At 57.7% G+C, this 18,051-nt stretch carries 9 protein-coding genes; 4 read left to right on the top strand and 5 right to left on the bottom strand.

All coding sequences use genetic code 11. From position 1 onward, the window contains the following. The first annotated feature begins 527 nt into the window (after positions 1–527). Complete coding sequence (locus tag BLR44_RS13345; RefSeq protein WP_089682617.1) at positions 528–3,551, top strand: SusC/RagA family TonB-linked outer membrane protein; 3,024 nt, start codon at positions 528–530, stop codon at positions 3,549–3,551. A 12-nt stretch (positions 3,552–3,563) separates the two neighbouring features. Then, positions 3,564–5,216: a RagB/SusD family nutrient uptake outer membrane protein gene (locus tag BLR44_RS13340; protein WP_089682615.1), complete on the top strand. Its 1,653-nt coding sequence runs from the start codon at positions 3,564–3,566 to the stop codon at positions 5,214–5,216. 333 nt (positions 5,217–5,549) lie between these two features. Here BLR44_RS13340 and katG read toward each other — a convergent pair whose 3' ends face one another. The 5 genes from katG to BLR44_RS28885 all read right to left on the bottom strand — a co-directional run bounded on the left by katG (position 5,550) and on the right by BLR44_RS28885 (position 11,151). Continuing rightward, entirely contained in the window at positions 5,550–7,802 is a 2,253-nt protein-coding gene (gene katG, locus BLR44_RS13335) for a catalase/peroxidase HPI (RefSeq protein WP_089682613.1), read from the bottom strand. Between the two features lie 300 nt (positions 7,803–8,102). After that, positions 8,103–9,104: an aldo/keto reductase gene (locus tag BLR44_RS13330; RefSeq protein ID WP_089682863.1), complete on the bottom strand. Its 1,002-nt coding sequence runs from the start codon at positions 9,102–9,104 to the stop codon at positions 8,103–8,105. A gap of 71 nt (positions 9,105–9,175) precedes the next feature. Then, positions 9,176–10,075, bottom strand: coding sequence for a helix-turn-helix domain-containing protein (locus BLR44_RS13325; RefSeq protein WP_089682611.1), 900 nt, complete (start codon positions 10,073–10,075; stop codon positions 9,176–9,178). Between the two features lie 39 nt (positions 10,076–10,114). After that, positions 10,115–10,912 carry a hypothetical protein gene (locus BLR44_RS13320; protein ID WP_089682608.1) on the bottom strand — a complete coding sequence of 266 codons (798 nt, stop codon included), beginning with the start codon at positions 10,910–10,912 and terminating at the stop codon, positions 10,115–10,117. Positions 10,913–11,010: 98 nt separating this feature from the next. Next, entirely contained in the window at positions 11,011–11,151 is a 141-nt protein-coding gene (locus BLR44_RS28885; RefSeq protein ID WP_176956029.1) for a hypothetical protein, read from the bottom strand. A 72-nt stretch (positions 11,152–11,223) separates the two neighbouring features. On the opposite strand from BLR44_RS28885, the gene BLR44_RS13315 reads away from it, so the two are divergent. Beyond that, the gene (locus BLR44_RS13315) at positions 11,224–15,318 is read left to right on the top strand and encodes a hybrid sensor histidine kinase/response regulator transcription factor (RefSeq protein WP_218127066.1); all 4,095 of its coding nucleotides are present in this window, start codon (positions 11,224–11,226) and stop codon (positions 15,316–15,318) included. 867 nt (positions 15,319–16,185) lie between these two features. Then, complete coding sequence (locus BLR44_RS13310; RefSeq protein WP_089682606.1) at positions 16,186–17,910, top strand: glycoside hydrolase family 43 protein; 1,725 nt, start codon at positions 16,186–16,188, stop codon at positions 17,908–17,910. The last annotated feature ends 141 nt before the right edge of the window (positions 17,911–18,051 follow it).

Raw genomic sequence — 18,051 nt, 5'->3', positions numbered from 1 at the left:
GTCGGTGAGGTGGCGTGTGCGTTGCCGGACCGGCGAGTAACTTTTTTCACCTGAAAAGTGCCTGCATTTAGTGTCAGGGCACGTGTTGGTTGATTATTCCCCCCAGAAAGACGAATGGTTCCCCGTACGAAACGCCACGAAAAGGATACCTTTTCGCAAACTATGGCGGGTGCTGCGGACCGTGTAGTGTAGTAAAAAAATCTTCGGATTTTCAGCTCTAGGGATGTGTCGGTTGCGCTGACCTTCAGGGGCTTCCGATGCTAAACCAGTGGCAGGACTAGGTATAAATTCCTGTCGCAGGCATCTCTACTCTACACAGAAGCGGCAACGCACAGTAAAACAACCTTAAACCATCACATTTCCTCTTATGAAGTACACGCGCGGCACATCCAATCGCCCTGTTTCTGTGGCCGCAACAACCCTCCCTTGCCTTTTCTGATGCGGTGCTAGCGTAGTTTTTGCGTTAGCGGCCCTCCTAAACTCTAGTTTCTTTTTTCGATTATCACAACCTACAAAAGCCTACCTGTATGCAACAACTGTACAGTTTATTGCGGGTGCCCCGCAGGAGATACGGTCTCCTGGTGGCGCTTTTCGGATTTACAATTTTCTCTGTTTTCGGACAGAACACCCCCGTGACCGGCACGGTGACCGACACGGAAGGGCAACCCATTCCGGGGGTAAGCATCACCGTAAAAGGCACGACCAAAGGGACCGTCACGGACCTGAATGGCGCGTTTGAACTCAGCGCCGCCGACAACGAAGTCCTCGTGTTTTCCTTCATCGGCTTCCTCTCCAAAGAAATTCCCGTTTCCGGGCAGGCGACGATCAACGTCCAACTGGAAGAAGACGTGGCCCAACTGGACGAAGTGGTGGTGGTCGGGTATGGCGAGCAGAAACGGAGCGACATCTCCGGGGCGGTTTCGCAGGTAGAGCAGAAAGAAATCGCCCGCAGCCCGGCCCCCAACCTGAGCAACAACCTAGTGGGACGCACCGCAGGCATCATCGCGACCCAGCGGTCGGGCTCGCCGGGCGACGATCAATCCAACATTTTCATCCGGGGAATTGGCACTACGGGCGATGCGTCGCCGCTCTACGTAATCGACGGGATCATCCGGACCGCACGCGATTTTGCGCAGTTGAATGCCAACGAAATCGAGTCGGTATCTGTGCTGAAAGACGCCGCCAGTGCCGCCGTTTTCGGCGTCCGCGGGGGCAACGGGGTGATTCTGGTGACGACCAAACGCGGGGTAGCCGGAAAGATGCAAATCGCTTTGAACGCCAGTTACGGCATTCAGGAACGCACCCGGACGCCCGAGTATGTCGGCTCGTACGAGTGGGCAATGCTCTACAACGAGGCCCTGGTCAATCAGGGGCAGGCGCCACAGTATACCGACGACGATCTGCAAAAGTACCGTGACCAAAGCAGCCCGGATACCCATCCCGATACAGACTGGCTTTCGGTGCTAAGTACTACGGCCCCCATGTACAACATGGGCATTACGGCAAACGGAGGATCGGACAAAGTACAGTACGCCACGTCGCTAAGCTATTTGAACCAGGAAGGCATTGTGCCCTCCAACGTTTTCAAACGCTACAATTTCCGGTCGAATATCGACGCCAACGTGACCAATACCACCAAGCTTTCGTTCGATGTTTCGGGGCGGAACGAGAGCACGAACAACGTGGCCGCGCCTGAACTGTTCCGCTGGCTGATGTCCGCGCGTCCCAACCTGGCGCCCATCAAATGGTCGAACGGCACCTATTCCAGCGGGCCGGCGTATCAGGCCCTGCCCGAAAACGGGTACCGCAACCGCCTGATCCAGGCGTTTAAGGGCCGCGTCCAGTTGCTGCAGCAACTGCCCGTCGAGGGCTTATCCCTCAAAGGAATCGCTTCTTTCGACAAGACGCTCACCGACCAGAAAAACTGGACGTTTGCCAAAACGCCCTACTATACCCTGGCCAGCGACGGCAGTTTTGTGGAAGCACCCCGCGGCGCGACCGAGCTCTACAGCGATCATAACGACTACCAATCCATTACGCTGGAAAGCCACTTGAATTACATGCATACCTTCGGGCGAAGTGAGGTTTCCGGGCTGGTGCTGTACACGCAAACCAAAGAGTACTGGAACTTTATCAGTGGGTTACGCACGGGCTATACCCTCGGCATCGACGAACTCGATTTCGGCAGCGCAGCTAACCGCAACAACCGAGGGTATTCGGGCTCCAGTGGCCGGCAAGGCGTGGTAGGCCGGTTGAACTGGACCTATGCTTCCAAATACATCCTCGAAGGGAGTTTCCGGGCCGACGGCTCCGAGCAGTTTGCCCCCGGCAACCGGTGGGGCTTTTTCCCCTCGGCCTCGGTGGCGTACGTCATCTCCCGGGAATCGTTCCTGGAAAACGTGCCGATGATCAACTTCCTGAAACTCCGAGGCTCGTACGGCGTGCTGGGGAACGACCGGTTGGGGGGAGCTCGGTTCCTCTATTTGCAGTCCTTTTACCAGAACGGAACCGCCGTTTTTGGCGATGGCAACGTACAGCCTGCCATTTTCGAAGGCCGTCTGTCCAGTCCCAACGTTACCTGGGAAACGGTGAAGAAACTAAACATCGGGTTCGATGCCACGCTCTGGAACAACCAGTTGTCGGTCACGGCTGACTTCTTCTACGACAAGCGGAGTGATATTCTTGGTCAGCGAAATCTTTCTGTTCCCAGTCTTCTGGGCATTGATTTACCTTTTGAAAACCTGGCCAAGGTCGATAACAAAGGCATTGAGCTGGTGCTGGGCCACCAGAACAGCTTGTCGGAGGACCTGCGCTACTCGATGAACGCGAACCTTACGTTCGCCAGAAACAAAGTTATTTACATCGACGAGCCTGCCTCCGAAAACCCGAACATCCGACGCACGGGCCGCCCGCTCAATGCTCAGTTTGGTTACCGGGCGCTGGGGCTGTTCCAAACCGTGGAAGAAGTACAAAACGCTCCCACGCAGATCGGGGACATCGCTCCCGGCGACATTCGGTACGAAGACGTGAACGGCGATGGCAAGATCGACGACCTGGATCGTGTCTACATCGGCAGTTCCAACACACCCGAAATCATTTTCGGCTACAACGGAAACCTGGCCTACAAAAACTTCGAGCTGTCGCTTCTCTTCCAGGGAGGCACGCGGGTGCAGCAATACTATTCGGGCGAAGCGGCCTGGCCCTTCTTCTTAGGGACCAGCGGCGTTTTGAAACAGAACCTGGACCGATGGACGCCTGAAAATACCGACGCCAGCGAGCCGCGCGTCCTGATCAATGCAGATAACAACCACGCCGGGTCTTCGTTCTGGCTGCGCGACGCTTCCTACGTGCGCCTCAAGAATGTGGAGATTGCCTACAACGTGCCGGTGGCCAACCTGAAATTTGTGCAGGGCATACGGGTGTATGTCAACGCCAACAACGCCCTTACCTGGACCGCGATCGAGAACTTCGATCCGGAAAATGACAGCGGCCGGGGGTGGGGGTATCCTCAATTCAGGATCTGGAACGCAGGGCTGAACATCAATTTCTAAGCAATTACCGAGATGACTATAAAAACCACCAACCCGATAAAAGCTGCCGTCCTGTTCTTTGCCGCGGCGCTGCTCCTGAGTTGTAATCAGGATATTCTCGATCAGATTCCGAAAGACTCCCTCACGGAAGAAACCGTATGGTCCGATCCGCAGGGGGCCATTCAGTTTGTGAACGGCATTTACGGCGACATGCCTTCCGGATTCGATCGCAACTACGACAACTGGGCGAAAGGACTGTACCTGCTTGACGGCGCGAGCGACGATGCCGACGTTTCGATGGGATGGACGCATTCTACCCAGTTGCAGACGGGCAATTTTCTGCCCTCGTACGTGCCCTGGGGAAACACCATGTGGCCTACGTACTACCGCCTGATTCGGAAGGCGAACGTGGCGCTGGAAAACCTGGATCGCCTCGACGACGAAGAGCTGAGCACGCGCCTGAAAGGAGAAGTCTACTTTTTGAGAGGCTTCATGTACCACGAGCTGTTGCGGCTGTTCGGGCTGAGGTCGGCCGGGGGCGAACCCACCGGCGTGCCCCTGATCAGCGAAAGCCTGACGCTGGACGACAACTTGCAGATTCCGCGCGCCACGTATGCCGACGTGGTCAGCTTCATCATCAGTGATCTGGACAAGGCCGCCAGCATACTGCCGGAGAAGGGTGGGATAGAAGAGGGACGGGCCACGTCGGGGGCCGCAAAGGCGCTGAAAAGCCGGGTCCTGTTGTACGATGAGCAGTGGGAAGCGGCCGCCAATGCCGCCCAGGAAGTAATGAACATGCCTTACACGTTGTTTCCCGATTACCGCACCTTGTTTCTCACGAAAAACAACGACGAAATCATTTTCGCGAAGAAATTCCGGTTCCCGGACAAACACCACCAAACCAATGCCGGAGGAACGGCCGGGGCCGGGTGGGACGTCTACAACACACCGCCTTCGTTCAAAGGACCGACGGATGCCGGCTGGGGCGGCAATCTCCCCACGCAGAATTTCGTGGATTCGTATGAGATGACCGACGGATTGCCCCAGACGGCCTCGCCGCTGTACGATCCCGAAAAGCCTTACGAGAACCTGGACCCGCGGTTCGAAGCCACGGTGGTGCACAACGGTGCTACTTTCCGGGGGCGCGAAGTGGAGCTGTTTGAGGGCGGACGCGATGCAGATTTTATGGTGACGGGCTATTTCACTCGCAAATTCCACAACGAAGACTTGGTGATCTACTCGCAATCCAGCGATCAGGACTGGATTTTTGTCCGCTACGCCGAAGTGCTGCTGAATTACGCCGAAGCAAAAAACGAAGCCTCCGGCCCGGACGGCACCGTCTACGAGGCCATCAATGCGATCCGTGCCCGTCCCGGTGTCGACATGCCCCCGCTGCCGCAGGGTTTGTCGCAAGACCAGATGCGCGAGAGAATCCGGCATGAGCGAAGGGTGGAACTGGCGTTTGAAGAGCACCGCTTTTTCGACATTCGGCGGTGGCGCATTGCGGAGTCGCTTTTGAACGGCCCGCTGCAAGGGATGAAAATCGAGAAAAACGCCGACGGTTCCGTGACCTACAACCGGTACGATTTTGAGACGCGCGCCTTTCCTTCGAAGTTGTACGTGTTGCCCATTCCGCAGGAAGAGATCGACAAAAACCCGGCCGCCGAGCAAATCAACGGCTGGTAAAGGCCATACATAATGAATCGCAGTGGACCCAAACGTCCACTGCGATCTTTTAGGTCAGTCCAAAAGCAAACTTCAAAAGATCTTTCTCCCGTTGAGGCGTTGAGCACGTTCGCCCTCAAAAAACGGCAGACCGAATGAGAGAGTTTGATTTGTTTTTGAGTAGACAAGCGCGAATGCGATAAGTCCTTCATCAGGCACGGTTATCCGGCCGGTGGGCGGAGAAGTGGGCTTCTGAAACGCGCCATTACTCCTCAAAGAACATAAAAAAAGGTGGCCTACTAATAGGCCACCTTTTTAGGTTTTAACGGTTTTAGGCGTTAGCCCAAACGGGCATTATGCCAGATCGAAGCGGTCGAGGTTCATCACCTTGTTCCACACCGCTACGAAATCGTTCAAGAATTTCTCTTGCGAGTCGGAGCAGGCGTATACTTCGGCGAGTGCGCGCAGTTCGGAGTTTGAACCGAAGACGAGGTCGACGCGTGTGGCTGTCCACTTCACTTCACCGCTCGAACGATCGCGACCCTCAAACAGCGTTTCGGTGTCTGAGGTAGACTTCCACGTGGTGTTCAGGTCGAGCAGATTCACGAAGAAGTCGTTGGTCAGGGTTTCCGGACGATCCGTGAAGACCCCGTGCTTCGACTGGTCGTAGTTGGTGTTCAACACCCGCATGCCACCCAGCAACACCGTCATTTCCGGCGGCGTGAGGCTCAGCAGTTGCGACCGGTCCACCATCATCTCCTCGGCCGATACGGAAAGATCTTCCCGACCGCGTACGTAGTTGCGGAAAGCATCGGCGTTCGGCTCCAGAATGGCAAAGGCTTGCGTATCGGTCTGCTCCTGTGAAGCATCGGCGCGACCCGGTGCGAACGGGACGCTGATGTCGTGACCAGCGTTTTTCGCAGCTTGCTCAACGCCGACGCATCCTCCCAGCACGATCAGGTCGGCCAGCGAAACCTGCTTACCCCCCTGCGCGTTGTTGAACTCTTCCTGAATGCCTTCCAGCGTCTGAATGACCTGCCCGAGTTGCGCTGGGTTGTTAACTTCCCATCCTTTTTGCGGCTCCAGACGGATGCGGGCACCATTGGCACCGCCGCGCTTGTCGGAGTTGCGGAAGGTAGAGGCCGAGGCCCAGGCAGTCGACACCAGTTGCGACACGCTCAGTCCCGAGCTTTTGATTTTCTCCTTGAGCGTAGCTACGTCTTCGTCGTTGATGGGCTCGTACGTAACGGTAGGAATCGGGTCTTGCCAAATCAGCTCTTCAGAAGGCACTTCAGGGCCGAGGTAGCGCGTCAGCGGTCCCATGTCGCGGTGGGTCAGTTTGAACCACGCCCGGGCAAACGCGTCGGCGAACTCTTCTGGATTTTCGTAGAAACGACGGGAAATTTTCTCGTACGCCGGGTCTACTTTCAGGGCCAGGTCGGTCGTCAGCATGAATGGCGCGTGGCGCTTGGACGGATCGTGCGCATCGGGTACCAGATCGGCCCCGGCTCCGTCTTTCGGAATCCACTGGTAGGCACCGGCCGGGCTCTTGGTCAGTTCCCACTCGTAGCCGAACAGGTTTTCGAAATAGTTGTTGCTCCACTGCGTAGGCGTGGTGGTCCAGGCACCTTCCAAGCCGCTGGTGATGGTGTCGGCGGCGTTCCCGCTGCCGTAGTTGTTTCGCCAGCCAAACCCTTGCTCCACGATGCTGGCGCCTTCAGGTTCCGCTTCTACATATTTGGCAGGATCGGCGGCACCGTGGGTTTTCCCGAACGTGTGCCCTCCGGCAATCAGGGCGACGGTTTCGTAGTCGTCCATGGCCATCCGTCCGAACGTTTCCCGGATGTGCTGCGCTGCGCCCATCGGGTCAGGGTTGCCTTCCGGTCCTTCCGGGTTTACGTAAATCAGGCCCATGGTCGAAGCGCCCAGGGGGCTTTCCAGTTGGCCCTTGGCGTAACGCTCTTTTGTGCCGAGCCATTCGCCTTCCGAACCCCAGTAGATGTCCTCCTCAGGTTCCCAGACGTCTGCCCGGCCACCGCCGAACCCGAACGTTTTGAAGCCCATCGATTCCAAGGCGCAGTTTCCGGCGAGAATCATCAGGTCGGCCCACGAAATTTTATTGCCGTATTTCTGTTTGATCGGCCAGAGCAACCGGCGCGCTTTGTCGAGGTTGGCGTTATCGGGCCAGCTGTTGAGCGGCGCGAAACGTTGCGTGCCGCTGCTGGCACCCCCGCGGCCGTCGGCGATGCGGTACGTACCGGCACTGTGCCAGGCCATCCGGATGAACAGCGGTCCGTAGTGACCGTAGTCGGCCGGCCACCAGTCCTGCGAATCGGTCATCAGTTGGTAAAGGTCTTCCTTCACCGCCTGCAGATCGAGCGACTTGAAGGCTTCGGCGTAGTCGAACTTCTGACCCATTGGGTCGGACAACGACGAGTGCTGCCGCAAAATTTTCAGGTTCAACTGATTGGGCCACCAGTCACGGTTCGACGTACCGCTGCCCGCGGTGAAGTCTACGGCACCGCCCATGAAGGGGCACTTGCTCGATTCGTTTACGTCCCAAACCTTATGGTTTGAGTCTTTACTGGTTTTTTTAGGATGTTCCATTGATGAATAGGTTGATAATCAATATCATTTACTGCTAAGCGAAGTCCTAAACTATGCGTTTTTGGGGCAGTCATCAACCATTTGCCAATTCTAAAAATCTATCCTCTGATAGATAAAATCTATGTTGCCGTTTATCGTATAGAGGAACGCCTATAACCTCCTTTCGAGATTCCGGCTCGCTGAAATTATTTTTTCCGATCTCAGGGCGGGCCGGCGCCTACTGCAAAGAAAAAGCCGGTCGTCCGAGGTGTTCCCTCCGATGACCGGCTTGCCTGTCGTTCGTTACGTTTGTGCGGCGGATTACAGGCCCGTTGCCTTTTCCATCGCTTCTGTGTACCGGTTGCCTACAACTTCGATGTGGGCTGAGGCGTCTTCGATCTGTTGTAATTCTTCCGGCGTCAGCGTGATCTGGGCTGCTCCGATGTTTTCGGTCAGCCGATGCGCCTTGGTCGTACCCGGAATGGGCACGATCCAGGGTTTCTGGGCCAGCACCCAGGCCAGGGCGATCTGTGCCGGAGTGGCCGGTGCACCGTTGACGCGCTTCTGGGCGGCGAATTGCTGCAACAGGTCCAGCAGTGCCTTGTTGGCCACGCGCGCCTCTTCCGTATAGCGCGGCAGGGTGTTGCGGATGTCGCCTTCGGCAAACCGCGTGTTCTCGTCAATCTTTCCGGCCAGGAAACCTTTGCCGAGTGGGCTGTAGGCCACCAGGCCGATGCCCAGTTCTTCGATGGTAGGGAGAATCTCGCGCTCGTGTTGGCGTGTCCAGAGCGAATATTCGCTTTGCAGGGCCGTCACCGGCTGCACGGCGTGTGCCCGGCGAATGGTCTGCGCTCCGGCCTCCGACAGGCCGAAATGCTTCACCTTGCCTTCCCGAATCAGGTCCTGCACGGTACCGGCCACGTCCTCGATCGGCACGTTGGGGTCCACACGGTGTTGGTAAAACAGGTCCAGCACGTCGACGCGCAGGCGCTTCATCGAGGCTTCGGCCACGCGGCGGATGTTGTCGGGGCGGCTGTTGACGCCGTTCATCTTCCCGTTTTCGATGTTGAATCCGAATTTGGTAGCGATTACCACCTTCCCTTTAAACGGCTCCAGGGCCTGGCCGACCAGCTCCTCGTTGGTAAAGGGGCCGTACACTTCGGCGGTGTCGAAAAAGGTGACGCCCTGTTCGACGGCTGCGCGAATCAGCGCAATCATTTCCGAAGCATCTTTGGCCGGGCCGTAGCCAAAACTCATGCCCATGCATCCCAGCCCAAGGGCCGAGACTTCCAGTTGTGTGTTTCCTAATGTGCGTGTCTGCATCATGATCGTTACGGGTTGAATGATACGTGTGTGTGCGGTGGTGCCGAGGCCCGGCGGGCCGCTCTTGCAACTCAGGCCTTCCGGTACTGCAAGGGGCTGCGTTGCATGTGTTTTTTGAAAAAATTGTTGAAGTGGGTCGTTTCCGTAAACCCCAGCGCGTAAGCAATTTCAGAGACGTTCCAACTGCTGTCTTTCAGTAGCACCTTGGATTCCTGCACAATCCGTTCGGCAATCAGTTGCGAGGTGGTCTTCTGTGTAATTTCTTTGACGGCCCGGTTCAGGTGATTAACGTGGATGTTGAGCTGCCCGGCAAAGTCAGAGGCGGTGCGCAGGTTGACCCGCTGGTGCGTATCGTCCAGCGGAAACTGCCGCTCCAACAGCTCCAGAAACAGGGTGGAAATGCGCTGCGAAGCGTTGATCGGCTGTTTGTCGAACGTCGAGGAGGGTTGCATTTTCAGCGCGAAGTGCAACAGCTCGAACACCAGCGTCCGCAATACGTCGTATTTATACAGGTAATCGGAGTCGATTTCGGCAAACATGCGCTCGTACACCGCCGTCACCTGTGCGACCTGTTCGTCGGTCAGTTCGAAAAGGTGCGTGCCGTTCGGCTGAAACACCTCGTACTGGTTCAGGTCACCGAAGTTGTGAAAAAAGTGCTGGTCGAAGATGCAGAAAAAGCCGCGGCGGATGCGGTTGTGCTCCCATTTGTAGGGAATCTGCGGGTGCGAGAACGACAGGGCCTGTTTTTTCACGTCCACCACCTTGTCGGCATAGTGCACCTGGCTGCTGCCGATCGCCAGCATGATTTTGTAATAATCGCGCTTGATGTAGGGCACGGGCTGTGCGCGCTCCCCCACGAACGGGTCGAGCGGAAACACATTGAAATGTCCCATTTCTTTCCGCAGCGAATCCGGCACCCAGTTGAACTTCCGTTTGTAGAGCTCTTCCAGCGTTTCTGGTTTATCGGACATGCAGTAGTTCGTTTATCGGGACGGCAAGGCCCCGGGGTTTTAAAATTGAGGGCGATACGGTACAAACTGCTGGTTGAACGAGTACACCAGCGAAACATTCCAGACGAAATCCCGCTCGGGTAAAATCTCCGACCGAATGATTTTGTTCAGGACCGACTCGAGCGAAAGCGGGAAATCCCGCTTGGCCAGCCGCAGCGTGGAGGAGACGTAGAAGCCATCCAGCGCGTCCATCTTCAGGTAATACACGTTCGGGAATATACTGATGGATACATCTTTCGAGAGCGGGAGGTTCGTAAAAGCGGTGTTCAATACCAGAAAGTGTGTGTGTGTCTGGCTGCGGTCCAGCCCGCGCGAGTACAGGTAATACGGCCCCACGCTGATGTGTTTCGTGAGGGCGTACGTGGGCGAAAGCTCGCCGGCCAGGAACCGCCGCGCCTCCATGATCTGCGTGGCCCCGCCGTTGACATCCAGCGGAATGGTCCGGAAATTTAGTGCCGGGTGCATCCCCACCCGCAGGGAAAACTTCTCGTGCTGAATCGCTTTGTAGCGCCACCAGAACAGAAACGACCAGGGTTTGCCTTCCAGCGCGAACCGGATGTCGGGCTCGAACGTCAGGCGCGGACCGCCGATCGACAGGTTGAACAGCACGGCCGGTTTGTCGAGCGAAAACGAAGGCACCAGCGAAATGCCGTTGTGGGTCGTGATGACTTTACCGGCAAAGTGGCTGATGCGGGCGACATCTTCTGCAGGTTGCGCAAAAGCAAACGGGGCCAGGGCGACAAACCAAACGAACAGGGTACTGATTTTTACGATGTGGTAGGTTGTTGTTGACGGCATTCTCCTCTACATAAGGGTGATTGAACGTATACAAAGGACACGCTTTTGTGCAGGATTCCGTAACGATTTTCAAAGGATAAATTACGATTTTCAAACAATCATTCCTTCGGGCAGGTGGGGGCGGTGAGCCGCTTTTGGGCATAGGCGCGGGGAAGGACGTGCTGCACAAACTTGTCGCCCGTTGCAGCGTGTACCGTTGACGAGGCCGTAAGGCCGTCGCGCGGCAGTTTTTCTTGCAAAGATTTCGCGCAACCTTGTTCAAATTAGTTACTTTATAGAATTATTTTGTTTCTCAGCCTCCACCACCGCCTGTGATACACCGCTACGTACTGACGATTTTTCTGCTGGGATGGTCCTTGACCGGGTTTGCACAACCGGGCAAACTCTTCTCGGCCGATCAGGAGCTTTCCAACAGCCTGGTCCGGGACATTCACCAGGACCACAACCGCATCATCTGGATTGCCACGGAAGACGGTCTGAACCGCTACGACGGCGCCAAGTTCACCCTCTACAAGCACCGCATCGGCGATACCACCTCGCTGTCGCACAACCAAGTGCACATGCTGTTTGAAGACAGCCGGGGAAACTTCTTCATTGGGTTCTATAACGGCTTGCAACAGTACGACTGCGCAACCGACACGTTCCGCCGCGTTCCGCTGCTGCTGGAAGGTGGGGCGGATTACAAGGCGCACGTCACCGCCATGCTGGAACGACGCAACGGCGAAGTCCTGATCGCTACGTCCGGACACGGCATTTTTTCCCTTAAACAGGAACAGGACCGGTGGGTGGGGCGGCAGCTTCGGTTGCCGGTCGGGAGCATGCTGATTCGTGACCTGTTCGAAGACCAGGCGCAAAACCTGTGGGTCGCCACGCAAGACAACGGCCTGACCTGCCTCCGCCCGAACGGCCACGTCGACACGTACTTCCGCCAGCAGGAGCACCTCCGCCATACCCTCTCCAGCATTTGCCAGGACCGGGCCGGAACCGTCTATGCCGGCACCCTGAACGGACTCTACGCGTATGCGCCGGACGCCGATCAGTTCCGCCCCGTTGCGGCCCCGACGAATACCCGCCTGCCGATCAACACCCTGTACCTGGGCCGCGAAGGCCACCTGTACCTGGGCACCGAGGGCGAAGGCCTGAAGGTGTACGACGTTGGGCAGCAAAAAATCAGCGACGAGGCGTTTCACGTTTCAACGTTCGATTTCACCAAGACGAAGGTCAGCACCGTGCTGGAAGACCAGGCCGGCAACCTCTGGATCGGCATTTACCAGAAAGGCGTGATGCTGCTTCCGGCCATGACGAACAACTTCCGCTACATCGGCTACAAATCGGTCAGCCGCAACCTCATCGGGTCGAGCAACGTCATGTCGGTCTACAAAGATCACGCGGGCACGTTGTGGGTCGGCACCGACGGCGACGGGCTGTACGGCATCGCTCCGGACGGGAAAGTGAAGGCGCATTTTGCCCCCTCGTCACAGGCCCATGCCGTGCCTGCCACCATCATGTGCATCTTCGAAGATTCTGACCGGACGCTCTGGCTGGGATCGTACCAGAATGGGCTGGCGAAACTGAACCGCGAAACGGGCGTGTGCACGTACGTCAACGACCGGCTCAGCCACGCGCTGCAGCCGCCCCGCATTTTTCACCTGGTGGAAGATGCCCGGAAAAACCTCTGGATCGGCACGATGGGCGCGGGGCTTTTCTGCATGAACCTGACGACGGAAAAGGTCACACAGTACGAGGCCGTAAGCGGCGAACAGTACCGCCCCGAAACGAACGTGCTGCACAACAGCTGGATCAACACGCTGCTGCTGACGCCCGACGAAAAACTATACATCGGGACGTTCGACGGCTTCGGGTGTCTGGACCTGGCTACCCAGAGCTTTACGTCCACCTACGGGACCAACCGCCTGCTGTCCGGCCACATTGTTTACGCGTTTCACGAAGATGCCCAGGGCACGATCTGGATGGGCACCGAAGAGGGCCTGGCGTACATCGATCGGGATACGCATCAACTGTCAGTCTATACCCAGGACGACGGACTGCCCAGCGACGTGATCAAATCGCTCGTCGGCGATCCGGCCGGTAACCTGTGGATGGGCACCAACCACGGCATCTCCAAATTCTCGCTCCGCGAACGCCAGTTCATCAACTATTACGCGCAGGATGGCGTGCAGGGCAACGAATTCAGCCTGGGGGCGGCCTTCATGGGGCCGGAAGGGCAGCTCGTATTCGGCGGACTCAACGGCATCACCTACTTCTATCCGGACGAGATCATCGACCAGGCCAAAGAACTGCATGTGCGCATCGCGGGCTTCTACCTGCACGACCAGCCCATTCACAAAGGCAGCCGCTCGGGCAACCGGGAAATCATCAACACGTCGGTGATGAACGCGGAAACGTTTCACCTGTCGCACAAAGACAACGCCTTTACCCTCGAATTTTCCGCGCTGGAATTTTACAACCCCGAGCGCATTACCTACCTCTACGCCATGGACGACGGCGACTGGGTGGCGCTGCGGCCCGGCACCGACAACGTGACGTTTACCAACCTGGCCCCCGGCACGTATCGCTTCCGGGTGAAGGCCAAAGACTACACCACCTACTCGGCGCCGAAAGAAATCCAGATTGTCATCGCCCCGCCGTGGTATTTTTCCACCTGGGCCAACGTGGGCTACGGCGCACTGCTGTTCCTGATTGCCCTGCTGGTGGTGCAACAGGTACGGCAGCGGCAACGCACCCGGCAAAAAATGCGCGAACACCTGCACGCCAAGCAGATCAACGAAGCGAAGCTGCAGTTTTTCATCAACATCGCCCACGAGATCCGCACGCCCATGTCGCTGATCATCAGTCCGCTCAAAAAGCTGATGACGGCCGACGACGACCGCGAGCGGCGGCAGGATTACGACACCATGCACCGCAATTCCGAGCGCATTCTGCGGCTGATCAACCAACTGATGGACGTCCGGAAAATCGACAAGGGGCAGATGCAACTCCGCTTTCAGGAGAGAGAGATGGTGCAGTACCTGCGCGACATCTGTGCGCTGTTCGAAGAGCAGGCGCAGTCGCATCACCTGCGTTTCACCTTTCTGCCTGCCGTCGAGGAAGTGCCGGTGTGGGTAGACCCCGATCATTTCGACAAGGTGATGATCAACGTACTGGCCAACGCCTTCAAGTTTACGCCGGAGCGTGGCACGGTCGCGGTGGCGCTTTCGACCGGCGAAGACACCCAACCCGGCACGGGCTTCCGGCGCTACGTGGAAATTGTGGTGTCCGACAGCGGTCCGGGCATTCCCGAGCACGCGCTGGAAACCGTTTTCGAATGTTTCTACCAGGGCCCGGCGTCTTCGGCCCAACCCGGAACCGGCATCGGGCTGCACCTGACGCGCTCGCTCGTGCAACTGCACCACGGCACCATTCAGGCCGAAAACAACGCCGACGGGCAGGGGTGTCGCTTTCGGATCAAGCTGCCGCTGGGCAGCGAGCACCTGTCGAGCGCAGAACGGGAAAATCGCCCCTCCGCCCGACCGAAACCGCAACCCCTCGTGCCGGTCGTGGCTCCGTTCGGCCCGTCGGCTGGGTCGACCAAGGGTAAGGCAACCACAAAGCGACGCGTACTGGTCGTCGACGACGATGCCGAAATACGCCGCTACCTCTGCCGCGAACTCGCCACCGACTATACCGTGCTGGAAAGTGCCAACGGCCGCGAAGCCCTGACGCTGGCGCTGAGCAAACGCCCCGACCTGATCATCAGCGACGTGATGATGCCGGAGATGGATGGCATTACGCTCTGCCGCAAAATCAAACAGAACGTCAACATCAACCACGCACCGGTCGTGCTGCTGACGGCCCGCTCCGAAGAAGAAGACAACCTCGAAGGGCTGGGCATCGGTGCGGACGCTTACCTGGTGAAGCCTTTCAACCTGGACATGCTGAAAGTGACGGTGCAGAACCTGATTCAGAACCGGGCGCTGTTGCGCAACAGTTTCAGCGGCAACCAACAGCAGAAGGACAAAGTGCACAAGGTGGAACTGAAGTCGGCCGACGAAAAGCTGCTGAAGAAGTTCATGGACATCATGAACGAGCAACTGGCCAATCCTGCGCTGAGCGTGGAGATGATCGCGAGCCAGATCGGCATCAGCCGGGTCCACCTGCACCGCAAATTGAAGGAACTGACCAACCAGTCGACCAGTGATTTGATGCGCAACATCCGGCTGCAACAGGCCGCCACGCTGCTCGCTTCCAAGCCGCTGAACGTATCGGAGGTGGCCTTTGCCGTAGGCTTCACCAATCCCGCTTATTTTTCCAACGCCTTCAAAGACTTGTACGGCATGTCGCCCACCCACTACCGGGAGACGCACCTGGACTCGGAAGCCAGCGCTCCCAACGTCACGCGTTTGTAGCGGTGCGGTTGCTGTGCGCCGCCAACGTCCGGAAGCTTTCTTTTCTGAATCGCGCAGCACCATCCGAATCAAGTATTTTTTAAGGGCTCTTCGGGCGTACTGGATTCAACTCCGGTGCTGCCAAGGAGCCTCTCGTTTTTGGGGTAGCACAGCGACAGCCGACTCAAATGGCGTCAACGTGCAGACGCTTCCTCATCCAGTAGGGTTACAGCAAAAAGTGCGTTTCTGCGCGCCAAACGGGGGTATGTAACCTCAGTGTAACGATATGTAACGTCGCAGCGTCCGCATGTTACCTGTGTGTAAGAGCGTGTAACCTGCCGATGCGGACCTTCTGATCAAGCGCACTAGATTTGTTTCCACGGTGCGCGGAGGAACCCTTAGTTCGACAACGCTTCGAACAACAACAGCCTTCCGTACCGTACGACAACGACCTTACACGACACCCACGTTACCACCATGCTCACGCTACACACCGTCGCTTCTTACTCTGTCGAAGCGACCTCCCGCCGGAAGAAATTGCTGCCATGCCAGACCTCGCTTCATCCGGCAGTACACATTCCGTTTCCATACGATACCTGACGTGCTCGGCGTCCCCGCACCGCGGGGTAGGCCGGTCATGCACAGGCTACGAAGCGGCACTGGACGCCAGCCATAACACCAGACATAGCATTACTCTAACTGCGATTATAGGATAGGTTGTTTGTGAAGACCGGGGTGCAGTATCCGCTGCACCCCGGACCTTCCGCTCAGGGCGAAGCCTGCCTTCCGGTGTCGCTCAGGGCGCACTGCCTCGCTGCCTTAGGCCTACGATCACTTTGTGCCCAACGGGCGGCACGCTTACGTTTTCAACCAATTGCGAAACTCTCGATGGAGAAATTTTTACGCCACGCTGGTTCCGGTCTTCTCGTTTTACTCCTGGCTTGTGGGGGGATGGGGGCGTGCCGGTCGGATATTGCCAGCCGCAAAAGCAACGTTCCCACCGAAAAGTCGGTGGCGCATTTCGACCGCTTTACCTACGCCGGGAAAGACGAGTTCTATGCGCAACACCCGTTGCCCGGTCCCGACTACTTTTACAACCCCATTCTGCCGGGCTGGAACTCGGACCCCAGCATTTGCACCAACGGCGAAGACTACTTTCTGGTCACCTCCAGCTTTTCGTACTACCCCGGCGTGCCGATTTTCCACAGCCGCGACCTGGTCAACTGGACGCAGATCGGCCACGTGCTGGACCGACCCGAGCAACTGCCGCTGGATGGGCAGCGGGTCAGCGAAGGCATTTTCGCGCCGGCCATCAGCTACAATCCGCACAACCAGACCTACTACATGATTACGACCAACATCCGGCGGGGCAACTTCTTCGTGAAGACGAAAGACCCCTTTGGCACCTGGTCGGACCCGATCTGGCTACCCGACGTGCACGGCATCGACCCCTCGTTCTTTTTCGATGACGACGGCAAGGCCTACATCGTGAACAACGATGCACCCGACGGCCCCGCCCTCTATGAAGGCCACCGCGCCATCCGCGTGCAGCAATTTGATCCCGAAACCGACCGGACCTTCGGGCCGCGCAAGATGCTGGTGAACGGGGGAATCCATCCGGAAGAAAAGCCCATCTGGATTGAAGGGCCGCACCTCTATAAAATCAACGGACAGTATCTGCTGATGGCGGCCGAAGGAGGCACCGGGCCGGACCATTCGGAAGTGATCCTCTCGGGAGATGCCCCGATGGGCACCTTTGTTCCCTGGAACCAGAACCCGATCCTGACGCAGCGCCACCTGAGTCCCGACCGTCCGAATCCGGTGACGTGCGCGGGCCATGCCGACCTGGTCCAGACCCCGGAAGGCGACTGGTGGGCGGTGTTTCTGGCCTGTCGGCCCCTCGACGGCAACTTCGAAAACCTCGGGCGGGAAACGTTCCTGATGCCGGTCCGGTGGAGCGAAGATGGCGCGCCGTACCTGACGCAGGGCGAAGAACGGGTGCCGCTGGTTGTGCGTCGGCCGGGCGTGCAGCGGAAAGAGGCCACGACGTTCGGCAACTTCGAAGCGACCGACGAGTTCGATGAGGCAACGCTCGGGCAGGAGTGGTTCACCCTGCGGGGACCGGCCACCGAGCTGTATTCGCTGACGGAAAATCCCGGCTACCTCTCTCTGCGCTGCGCGGACGTGAGTGCCTCGGAACGGAACACCCCGGCGTTTGTGGCGCGGCGCATGCAGCACCATCAGTTTGAGTGCGAGACGACGCTGTTTTTCGAACCGGCCGACGCACACGACGCCGCCGGGTTGCTGCTGTTCAAAGACGAAACCCACCAGTATTTCCTGTCGGTGCGGCAACAGAACGGCCAGAAGCAACTTGCGCTGGAAAAAATCGGTGAGGCCGCCCCTGAACTGCTGGCCAGCGATACCCTCGCCGACGAAGCGCTCCTCCGCCTGAAAGTGGTGTCGCGCGGCACCGACTACGACTTCTACTACGCCCTCGGCAAGGGGGGCGCGTGGACGCTCCTGTGCAAGGACGTGCCCGCGCACTACCTGTCGACCGCCAACTCGTTCGGCTTTACCGGCACCACCATTGCCATGTACGCTACCCGCAAATGACGGGTGTGAGAAAATACGAATTACAAACTGACCTATGCACGCACCTCTCTTCCGTTCGATCGACTGCCGCTGGCGGGAAAAACCTCCGTCGGGGTAAGCGGCGGTTACTCTGCTGCGCTGTTGCTGCCTTTCTCCAATTCT

Source organism: Catalinimonas alkaloidigena (assembly GCF_900100765.1).
Taxonomy (GTDB): domain Bacteria; phylum Bacteroidota; class Bacteroidia; order Cytophagales; family Flexibacteraceae; genus Mooreia; species Mooreia alkaloidigena.
This window is presented reverse-complemented; position numbering and strand designations above follow the sequence as displayed.